The organism is Phormidium pseudopriestleyi FRX01 (assembly GCF_017313335.1).
GTDB classification, from domain to species: domain Bacteria; phylum Cyanobacteriota; class Cyanobacteriia; order Cyanobacteriales; family Laspinemataceae; genus Laspinema; species Laspinema pseudopriestleyi.
Genome location: NZ_JAFLQW010000197.1, coordinates 1 through 10,410, shown reverse-complemented (window position 1 = coordinate 10,410; position 10,410 = coordinate 1). Strand labels below are relative to the sequence as shown.

Genomic DNA, 10,410 nt, shown 5'->3' with positions numbered 1-10,410 from the left:
TTTAAAGATGTTTACATTCACGGATTAGTCCGGGATGAAAACAATAAAAAAATGTCTAAGTCGGCGGGGAATGGAATTGACCCGTTGCTGTTGATTGAAAAATACGGTACCGATTCCCTTCGTTATACCTTAATTCGGGAAGTTGTAGGGGCGGGTCAAGATATTCGATTAGAATATAATCGGACTACCGATGAGTCGGCATCCGTGGAAGCATCGCGGAATTTCACCAATAAACTGTGGAATGCGGCGCGGTTTGTGATGATGAATTTGGAGGGACAGACGCCGCAACAGTTGGGGAATCCTGGGGAGAATGTTTCGGGGTTGGAACTGTGCGATCGCTGGATTTTGTCGCGCTATTATCAAACGGTGCAACAAACCTGCGAGGCAGTCGATACCTACGGTTTAGGAGATGCTGCCAAAACCTTGTATGAGTTTATTTGGGGTGATTTTTGTGACTGGTATATTGAATTAGTCAAGTCTCGATTACAGGGAGAAGATGCCGCTTCCCGACGGGTGGCGCAACAAACTCTCGCTTTCGTCTTAGAGGGAATTCTCAAATTACTCCATCCGTTTATTCCTCATATTACTGAGGAAATTTGGCATACGTTAACCCAAGCGGAATCCACGGCATCTTTAGCGGTGCAATCCTATCCCGAATCCGATGCGAATTTGATGGATGGCGAATTAGAATCGGATTTCCAGTTAATCATTGGGGCGATTCGGACCATTCGGAATTTACGCGCTGAGGTGGATATTAAACCCGGGGCAAAAATTACGGCAATTTTGCAAAGTGACAGCGCCAAAGAACGGAATATTCTCCAGGGAGGGGAATCTTATATTCAAGGTTTAGCTAAAGTTGCAGACTTGACGATTACCCCTGCTTTAGCGGAAGAACCGGAACAAACCATTGCTGGAGTGGTGGGAACCGTCCAAGTCTTAGTGCCTTTGGCGGGAGTGGTGGATATTGACCAACTCTGTGGCAAACTAGAGAAAAGTTTGGGTAAAATTGAGGGGGAAGTGAAATCGATTTCTGGACGATTATCTAACTCTAAATTCGTGGATAAAGCCCCGCCAGAAGTCGTGCAAGGGGCGCGGGATAACCTCGCTGAAGCGGAAAAACAGGCGGAAATTTTACGCGATCGCCTCCGTCAATTAAGAGGGGAATAATCCCGAATCACCCTAGGTTGTTGTGTAGGTTCTCCCTCCAGTTCCCTCCCCAAGATCCAGGGGAGGGCGATCGGAAACCGATGATTCTCCCCATTCTAGCCCATCACCTTTTGAAGCAGACTGCAATGATATACTTAGCTCAGGTGCAAAAAAAAGGATTCTTAGGCAAAACAGGGTTGCGATTACTAGCCTGTCAGAAATCTGGAGATATCTGGGGTTTGGTGTCGGAAACTGAGCCAATTGTCACCACCGAAGCGAATGCGTTTGGCGAGGGAATTCTCGTTTTAGCGGATATTACCACGGGGGGACAAATTCGCACGATTAATGAGGCGACGGAATGGGCGATTAATTTAATTCAACAATATTTAACGAAAGGATTGACGCCAGATTTTTTAGATGAACAGGCGGATGAAATTGAAAAATGGCGACAATCTTTAACCTTACAAAGTCAGGAACTTTCCCGTCGTTCTATTGAATTAGAAGCCCGGAGAGACCAACTTCAAGCGTTAGAAGAAAAACTCAAAAAAGAAGAACGCCGCTTGGAAATATTGGCTCACAAATTGGAAGAATCGGGGGATGAACATAGGGCTGAGAAGGGGGAAATGAGGCAAGATAAAATGGGAAAATAGGGGTTGACAAATTTTGCAATTTATGATATTCTATTTAGGATTAAGCTGGGGATGGTTGCTAAAAATGGAATGTTGTAGGGAGAGACAATTTTAGGTAAAATAAAAAGTTGTTTTTATAGAGTAGCCTGCGTAGGCAGGCTTCGTCCGTCGTATAGCCCCACCCTTGAGGGTGCGGGTTTTTCCAGACTATGAATCAGGAGTGATTGTGACGTTGATTCAAGCAGATCCCAGCAATTTTGCTAAATTACTGGAAATTGTCCCGGATGGAGATGAATTCTTTTTACAACCGGGAGATTACAAGGGGACATTCACGATCGCGCGTGCAGTGACGATTCGCGGGAGTGGGGGTGATTCTGTGCTGTTTGCCGTGGATGCGCCTGCGGTGGTGGTGACGGTTGCTGGGGTGCGGTTGGAGAATTTGGCGATCGCCCGAACCGTCGGGGGTGAAACGGGTGCAGTGGCGGTGAGGGGTGAGGCGAATACGGCCCCGATTTTGCATCAGGTGAGATTGACAGGAAGCGCAGAAAATGTCCAGTGGGAAGGCGCAATTTGGGAGGTTCCGGCGCGATTGGAGTTTGGGGAGATTGAACCAAATCGTCTGGTAGAAAAGGATTGGGAACTGCAACTGGGTGACTCTTGTCAGGTGGTGTCGGATCTGGATTGGTTGCAAGTGCGATCGCAGTATTTGTCTCCCGGGTTGCAGTCGCTACAGATGGCGGTGAATTCCGCAGGAATCCCCGCAGGAACTCGACTGTCAGGGTCGGTATATTTATGTTCTGAGGATGACAAGCGTGAGATTCTGGTTACAGCAGAGATTATCACTCGGGTGGAGTGGGTGACGACGGTAGTACCCTCAGAGAAATCTGCTGCCAAGATGGAGGAGGCAAAGTGGGGGTATCGGTTCGTTGGCAAAACCGCGATCGCCAATGTGATTCGGGAACTGGTAGGTGAGAAACCCAGCGATCGCGATGAGGATTTTCGCAGTCGCCGCGATCGGGCGGAACTGTTATTCGCACAACTATTAGAACAGCGATCGCACTCCTTTTACCTAAGACGGTTGGGGATGGGGAAAGAAGCGGGAGAGGAACGTTGGCAACTCACTCTCGCTTGCGATCGGGATGAACCGGGAATTCCCCTGCTGTTCAAGCGCTACAAAACCTTATCTTTAAAAGCCGTAGTCAGTCCCGATGGACGGGGTGGATTACGCCTGATTGATGTGAATTTTGTTCCCATGACTCGGGGACGGGGGGATGGGTTTACGGTAGTCTGTCGTCTGCGGTTGCTGCCGGATCATCAGTATGATTTGGGAGTTCCCCGTTACGCCTTAAAACGCATGGCAAAACTGCCGGTTTCTGGAGATTTAATCCCCACGGAGGAACAACTTCAGGCATGGCGGGTTTATGTGAAAATTGAACGGCGAATTGCCGAGTCACGTCAGTTTTGTGTGCCGTTTATCGGTCACAATTATGGGGCGGATACTCGACGGATTAGCTTTGAATTGGACAGTCGCGAGGCAACCATTGATGGCAGTAGCGAAACGGAACTCGCAGCAGCAGAATTCTGGAGTCGCACCTATAAAGCCCGCAGCGAACAACTTCGCCTTTTTGAAAGTTCTCCTCTGGGAAAAAGTGGCCGAGATGGACGAATTTTAGGGCGAATTGACTCGGTAGATACAGAACGTCGGTTGATTAGAATTAAGCCGGATTCTGACTTGGTGGAGTTGATGGCGGGGGGTTACTATCAGTTACCTGAAACGGGTTATTTATTGTTTGAAGCCTTTGGCGAACTGAGTCAAATTAATCATAAAATGAATGCCTTAAAAAGGCTAGAACAGGGTCATAGTCAAAATCCCTATTTAGGCAAATTTTTCTTTGATGCGGGACAGGCACGGATTCCGAAGCAGTCGGTTAAACTGGAGAGGGCGGAGTTATTATTACCTGCTGCTAATCCAGACCAAATTGCCGCAGTGGAAATGGTGTTATCTGCCAAAGATTTGGTGTTAATTCAAGGTCCACCGGGAACGGGAAAAACTACAGTAATTGCGGAAATTTGCTACCAGGTGGCGCGACGCGGGGGACGAACGTTAATCGCATCTCAAGCTAATTTAGCCGTGGATAATGCCTTGAGTCGATTGGTTCATAGTCCAGTTGTGCGGGCGTTGCGAAAGGGAAAAGCAGAGAAGGTGCAGGAAGAAGGTGCACCGTATTTAGAAGAAAATGCGATCGGGACTTGGCTACAAAATACCGCGAGTCACTGTGAGACAGACTTGGAAAAACGGCGCAATGATTTAGAATTTTATCACCAAATGCGGGGGGTGGCGGCGGAATTTGCGGTATATTTGGCAGGGGAAGAAGCACTCGCCAGCGATCGCCTGTTTTGGAAAGAACGTCAGGAGAGTTTACTGGAAAATCGGGCGATTTGGGAACAGCAGTATCAAGCGGCACAAGCGCAAAATCCCGAAGTCAAGCAGGTGAGTTCGGAGTTGGCAGGGTTGTTAGCGGCTGCACCGAATGTGCCTTGGGAATCTCCAGAAGTGGTGGATTTGTTGGCCCAAATTCGCCCCTATACCTTGGAAGATAGTACGGTTAAAACCTTTATTGATGCTGTGCGAGTCGCACTACCTTTAACTCAGGAATTGGGATGGGTTCGTCCCGATCGCGGTGCATTTGGGTTAGCCGCTTGGTGTTGCCAAACCGTTGCGCCAGAATTGGCTGAATTGAGGGGGATTGTCACGGCAGCTAATCTCACTGCCGAGGCGATCGCCTCCGCTGCCAACGCTGTCCAACAATTTCGCACGGATTCAACTCCATTGCATCAACTGCAAGGGGAATATGAACAAGCCTTAACCAAGCAAAAATCTCTCCAGCAACGCTTCCAAAATTTACAAACTCGTAAGTTAGAAATTGACCGCGTAATTAAAGAGGTTGGAGTCTGGTTAGAAACAGCGCCAGCACAAGTTTATACTATTTTAAAACAAGCGGTACAAACAGGTCAACCCTTTAACAATAAATTCATTCAGGTTCCGCCTAATTTACTGGCGATCGCCCAAACCTTAAATGTGGCAATTATGCCCAACTATGGCAATCATCCAGTCACTGAATTGCCGAATTGGGAGCAATTCCTCAAAGCCTTATCTTATGAAACTAAGGGCAATTTTCGCAATACCAAAGGGAATCATTCCTATTTTAATGAATTTTTGCACCGCAGCTTGAATCAGCCCCCGATTGTCTTTTCAGCAGGCGATCGCAGTTTATGGCGGGAACTTGCTGAGGGATATGGCAATTATCCGCAACTGACGACATCGGGACGGCAGAATTTAGTGGTTAAAACCCAGGAAGTTTTACAGCAACAGCAACAGCAGTATGCCACAATATGGGAAGTTCAGGGAATGGAATTGACCCTGCAAGACATGGCGCAAACTACCATTGATGAAATTGTTAATCAGGCGCGTCAATGTTTACTCCCCCTGAAAACGGAAACCGAACAGGGATTAAGCCATCTCGGACAGCAGTGGCATCAAATTCAGCATTGGATTGCCGCCCAAAAACCCCAACTAGAACAATCGCAAGCTGCCTTAGATTTATTGCGCCAAGACGGGGGAAAAACTCTCCAACAAGCGATAGAACAGTTACAACAGTTAAGCCAACAACCGCACTTACCCACGGCAATTTTAACCGGAGTCCAACGATATCAAGCCAACCGTGCCTTAATTTGGGAAAAACCATCGGAATTTTCGGCAATGGTGCAATCCTGGGAGAGTCGAATCACTCAATTAGAAACCGCACTCTCTACCTTAGCACCCTTTGAAGTCTTAGGTCATATTCAGACTCTAATTGAAGCCTATCTTACCCAGCAACAACAAAATTTGCAACCCCTGCAACAGCAACTCGAACAGTGCGAATTGGAACTGCATGAAATCACCCAACAACTCACCACCAATCTGCCGGAACCCTTACTCATCCAGCGCAATAGGTGGCGGCAAACCTGGGAAACCCTACGCGATCGCCTGCCGCAAATTTCCGAGGAACACTGCTTTGATTTGCCCTTTTTGCACCAAGTCCAAACCCAGTTTGAAACCTGGGAACAGGCAGGAAATCATGAAGAACAGTATCTCAATCGCTATCAGAATTTAGTCCAAGATTGGATTGACAAACTTCGCCATCCCTCGGAACAGGACCGCACGGAATTGCGACAAATTTATCTGGACAATGCCAATGTTATTGGGATTACCTGTGTGCAAGCAGCGCGTCGAGACTTTTCCGAAGAATTTAATAAGTTTGATGTGGTGATTATCGATGAAGTCAGCAAATGCACACCACCGGAATTATTAATCCCCGCCCTCAAAGCAAAACGGTTAGTTTTAGTGGGCGATCGCTGTCAGTTACCTCCCATGCTGAATGACGATACCATTGAAGATATCGCTGTTGAAATGGGAAGCAGTAAAGATGCATTACAATTTTTGGAAGACTCCTTCTTTAAACTCCAATTTGATGCGGCACCCGATGCTATTAAAACCATGCTGACCATTCAATATCGGATGCATCCGAACATCATGGGCGCGATTAATCAATTTTACGATCGCCGTCTCCAATGTGGCATTTTAGACCCGGATAAAGCCCGAAAACATCATCTGGATAGTGCCATCATTCAAGAACACCAACACCTGATATGGGTGAAAATGCCCCAAGACTCCACCTTTGGCGAACGCAAAGAAGGCACATCCTTTATTAATCCCAAAGAAATTGAGGCGATCGAGCAGTTATGTCAGGATATGGAAACAACTTGGTCCGAAAAAATCGCCCAGGGTCATCCCCCCAAAGAAATCGGCATTATCACCTTTTATCGCGCTCAACTCAACCGAATTGAAGAGAGAATCCTGGAAGGCAATCGCTTCCCATCCTTGCAGATTCGCACCGGAACCGTTGACCAATTTCAAGGCATGGAACGGTCCGTTATTATTGTCAGTATGGTTCGCAACAATTCCGAAGGAAAAGTCGGATTTGCGAAAAAATCTGAACGGGTCAATGTAGCCTTTTCTCGCGCCCGGGAATTACTCGTTATCGTCGGATGTCATGAATTATTCGCCCATCATCATGGAGAAGTGGGCCGAATTTATTCTGAAGTTTCTAATGTTGTCCGTCATCAAGGAGGTCTAATTGATGTTTCTCGAATCCTCCCCTAAACCCATTGATTCCTCCCTGCAAATCGGGGTGAACAAACTGGAAAAAACCAGTCCAGGATTATCAGTAATTGCCGCCCGTCAATTCCGATATGGTCTGATTCAAACCGGCATAGAATTAAACGTAACTGCCCCTCGAAAATTCAATGTTTTAGAAGAATTTATCCTCCGGGCCAGCATAGAAATTACCCCTGCACCCACCGAATTTGAACTCGCCCAAGTCCTCGGTTTGGACCCAATTTTTGTCAGAAGTACCACCGCCAATCTCCAGGCATTAAATACCCTAAATGTTCTCCCAGGCGGTTCCATTCAACTCACCCCGGAAGGTCGAACCTTTTATGAAAAAGGGTCCGTCCCACAACCGCCAGAACTTCACCCCCTCTATGCGATCGCCGACCCTTTACTAGAGGCGATCGCCTTTGACCCAAATCCCCTCCGCGAATCCGTCTTAAACATCCCCAATTTAGGCGATTTTCTCCCCCTGAACAGCCGCCTCCAACCCGTAGACTCCTTAACCCTGACTGAAGTTCAGCAACTCCTAAACTCTCAGGGATTGGGGTTCCACTGTCCCGAATCCGGCCAAGAAGTCACCGCCTTTCAAATCGCCGAACCACCCGAAACTCGCTGGCAAGCAGTGGCACTGTTTGCCATTTTTGACACTTTAAATCAGCGCTTAACTCTGCAATTCAGACGGGGACAGCAGTTACTTGAATCCGCCACTCTTTGGCTAGAAATGCTTCAATCTGAGGGAAAAATCTCCCTAACGGAGTTGTTTGAAATCAGTTCTACCAATGGTGAGAAAAGTTTCCCACGGGAGAATTCAGCCGTTGCAGCTAGACTGGAACAAGTCCGACAAGCAGCAATAAGCGGCAGTGCAATTTTAATCCCTGAGAGTCAGATTCAGACCCAAGTTTTAGAACTCCTCAAAACCGCAACTCATCAGGTTTTAATCTATTCTCCTAAATTCCCAGAACAAGGGATAGATTATCGCCTGTTGCAAGGATTAGAAACTCTTGTCAAGCGCGGCGTTTGGATTTTAATGGGACAGGGAACTGTACCAGAGGAAGCAGCAGAAACTCAGCCAATTTTTCCCGAATGGCTGATGAAATTGGCCGAGATAAAAACAGCAGAAGGACTATCCGCTATACAAATTGTCGAATTGGAACAGTCTCACGCCCAAGAAGTGGTCATCGATCGCCAGATTTATGTCTGTAGCGCTCACAATTGGCTAACTTCTGGAGGCGATCGCCTGCCACAGGGGGAAAGTTTCTATCAAGTCACCCTCCCAGAAATTGTCAGCGAAGCGGATGATTTCCTCTCTACTCAATTTCAACAACGCGCCGAAACCTTCTGGCAGCAGGCGATTACTACTCAAGATGAGTCCCTCGCTACTCTCTCCCTAAGTATCTGGGGTGCGCTAGGCATGGCAGAAACCGCCTTACAGCAGATTCAGGATAGGGGGTGGCTGGAATTACTCTCGATTTGGCTGAAAATTGCTTGTCAGGGCTTGCGATCGCAGCAAATGTCCCCGGATTCCCCTAGCTTCCCCCAGGCACTTTCCCAGCTATCTGAGTTCACCCCAGATTCCCCGGAACTGGATAGCTTGTGCGAAACATGGCGGCAGGTGATGGCTGTCATTGCCGATCAAGATGGCGCGATCGCCCTCAATTTGCTCTGTGAACCCGTCTGGAAAGACTTCCTCCGCCTGGGGATTGCATCAGAGGCAGTCGAGTCACCGGATGCGTTTATTGCTGGTGAATTGGCTAAACTGGCGGCAACCCTTCCCCCAAAGCAGAATCCTCCTCGGAAAAAACCTAAATCTCACAAGTCTGGATAAGAAACGACTGAAGTCGTTACTACAAACAATCAGAAAGAACTTTCCAATGTTTGTAGTAACGACTTCAGTCGTTATTCTTTTCGCGTAAAGAAGTTAGCAGAATCCCTCATGCGATCGCCACCACTAATCAGGAATTAACTTCTCGATGGTTCGGGAATGCTAATGTCAATTGAAGTCACCGTAGTATCAGGTGTGAGACTACTCAATGGAGGGTTAATCTCCGTCGCGTTCCCCACCACTAAAGTAACCAACTGATCCGGGTTTAAATATTTCTGCGCCCCTCGCTGCACATCTTCAATCGTGGTTTCTTCCACTCCACGGCGATATTGGAAGATAAAATCCTCGGGATATCCATAATATTCATATCGCATTAACCGGGACAAGGTTTGACTCGGGTCGGCGAAATTGAAGATAAAGGAATTGAGGGTGGTATCTTGAGCATATTTTAACTCTTCCGCAGTAATCGGTTCCATGCGAATTCGTTCAATTTCTCGAAATACTGACTGAATAAAAGGCACCGTTGCCTCCGATCGCGTTTGACCCCCCGCTATAAACATTCCCGGATAATCGAAACGGGGACTCCAGACGCCATATACCGAATAGGCTAATCCTTCGCGCGATCGCACCTGATTAAATAACCGTCCCCCAAATCCATTCATTACCCCATTGAGCACAGACAACGCCGGATAATCAGGACTATTTAACTCCCCACCCAAATGACCAATTTGAATCGTACTTTGGGTTAATTGAGAACGTTCAACAAAAAAGATACCCTTTTGTTTTGCTTGAGAAGTTGGGGATAAAGCCGGAATATTTTGACCGACGGTTGTATCGCGTTTCCAATCGCCAAATTTCTGCTCAATCAGCGATCTCATTTCAGCAGTTTCAAAATCTCCCACAATCCCCAAAATCATGTTATTGGGATGGAAATAGCGCTGGTAAAATTGGACCACATCGGACGGAGAAATATTGCTCAAGGTTTCATATTCTATAGTCCGAGCATAGGGGCTATTTTCCCCATAAATCAGCTTTGGGAATTCCCGAGAGGCGATTGTACTGGGGGAATCATTCCGACGGGCGATCGCCCCAGCTTGTTGGCGTTTAGCTAACTCAATTTGCACCGGAGCAAATGCCGGAATTCTTAACACTTCAGCAAACAGTCCAAACACCTCATCCAAATCCTGACTTAAGGCATTAAAACTAGCCGATGCTGAGGTAGTATCCACCCCGGTTTCTACCGAAGCAGCGCGACGTTCTAGCAACTCATTTAATTCATCCGGGGAATGTAACTTTGTTCCCCCAGTCCGCAACACTTGACCCAAAATTTGTCCGAGTCCAGCTTGATTCCCAGGTTCAAAGCGATCGCCGGTGCGAATTAAAGCAGTCCCCGAAACTAAAGGCAGTTCCCGGTCCTGCATCAAATACACCACCATGCCATTCTCTAGCTCAAAGCGATCGAAAGGTGGTAACACAATTTCCGGAGCCGGTAGAAACTCCAAATCCGTATAATGTCTCGCCGATTGTGCGGTGACAGTCACCGCATTAAACAGCAACCACATAAACGGCAAAACCAACAGCAAAATCCAATATTTTCGGGG

At 47.4% G+C, this 10,410-nt stretch carries 5 protein-coding genes; 4 read left to right on the top strand and 1 reads right to left on the bottom strand.

What is annotated here, in order from left to right; translation table 11 throughout:
* The 4 genes from J0895_RS07210 to J0895_RS07195 form a co-directional block, all read left to right on the top strand.
* On the top strand, positions 1-1,167 hold a 1,167-nt coding region (locus J0895_RS07210; protein ID WP_207087431.1), incomplete at its 5' end, for a class I tRNA ligase family protein.
* Positions 1,168-1,292: 125 nt separating this feature from the next.
* Positions 1,293-1,796, top strand: coding sequence for a hypothetical protein (locus tag J0895_RS07205; protein ID WP_207087430.1), 504 nt, complete (start codon positions 1,293-1,295; stop codon positions 1,794-1,796).
* Positions 1,797-2,001: 205 nt separating this feature from the next.
* Positions 2,002-6,978: an AAA domain-containing protein gene (locus tag J0895_RS07200; RefSeq protein WP_207087429.1), complete on the top strand. Its 4,977-nt coding sequence runs from the start codon at positions 2,002-2,004 to the stop codon at positions 6,976-6,978.
* Positions 6,956-8,812: a phospholipase D-like domain-containing protein gene (locus tag J0895_RS07195; RefSeq protein ID WP_207087428.1), complete on the top strand. Its 1,857-nt coding sequence runs from the start codon at positions 6,956-6,958 to the stop codon at positions 8,810-8,812. Before J0895_RS07200 ends, J0895_RS07195 begins: the two co-directional genes overlap by 23 nt.
* 134 nt (positions 8,813-8,946) lie before the next feature.
* Here J0895_RS07195 and J0895_RS07190 read toward each other — a convergent pair whose 3' ends face one another.
* A complete protein-coding gene (locus J0895_RS07190) occupies positions 8,947-10,371 on the bottom strand; it encodes a M16 family metallopeptidase (RefSeq protein WP_242541124.1) in 1,425 nt (474 codons plus the stop codon).
* Positions 10,372-10,410: the final 39 nt, after the last annotated feature.

What these genes read in the sequence shown, in the direction of transcription:
- J0895_RS07205 (WP_207087430.1), top strand. Translation starts at nt 1,293, where the DNA reads ATGATATACTTAGCTCAGGTGCAAAAAAAAGGATTCTTAGGCAAAACA.
- J0895_RS07195 (WP_207087428.1), top strand. Translation starts at nt 6,956, where the DNA reads ATGTTTCTCGAATCCTCCCCTAAACCCATTGATTCCTCCCTGCAAATC.
- J0895_RS07190 (WP_242541124.1), bottom strand. Translation starts at nt 10,371, where the DNA reads ATGTGGTTGCTGTTTAATGCGGTGACTGTCACCGCACAATCGGCGAGA.